We start from the raw sequence: 560 nt of genomic DNA on the forward strand, positions 1-560 counted from the left end.
GATGCGTGAACGCCAGGCCTGACACAGAGCGGAGAAATCAAGATTATGAAAATGGAAGCGCAGGGCCGGCGGGTTGTCGTCACGGCCGGAGCCGGGGGGATAGGCCTGGCAATCGTCGAAGCCTTGGTGGCCGCAGGTGCGAGGGTTCATATCTGCGACGTCGATGCGCAGGCGCTCGAGGCGTGCAGCGTACGGCTTGGGGTGACGACGTCTGTCTGCGACGTCTCGGATCGGTCGCAGGTCGATCGAATGTTCGACGCCGCACATGCCAGTCTCGGCGGGCTCGACGCGCTGGTGAACAATGCGGGAATTGCCGGGCCGACCGGTGCCGTCGAAGACATCGACCCCGATGACTGGCGCCGCTGCATCGACATCGATCTGACCGGGCAATTTCTCTGCGTGCGTCGTGCCGTGCCGCTTATCAAGGCGGCGGGTGGTGGCGCCATCGTGAACATGTCCTCCTCGGCAGGCCGCCACGGCTATGCGTACCGTACACCGTATTCCGCGGCGAAATGGGGTGATTGGGCTCACTCAGAGCCTGGCCAAGGAACTCGGACCGG

The 560-nt window shown here is 64.1% G+C and carries 1 protein-coding gene; it reads left to right on the plus strand.

Translation table 11 applies throughout. The features are described from left to right. Positions 1-51: 51 nt before the first annotated feature. On the plus strand, positions 52-560 hold a 509-nt coding region (locus RT91_RS21050; RefSeq protein WP_240314376.1), incomplete at its 3' end, for an SDR family NAD(P)-dependent oxidoreductase.

Source organism: Acidiphilium sp. JA12-A1, assembly GCF_000724705.2.
Classification (GTDB): Bacteria; Pseudomonadota; Alphaproteobacteria; order Acetobacterales; family Acetobacteraceae; genus Acidiphilium; species Acidiphilium multivorum.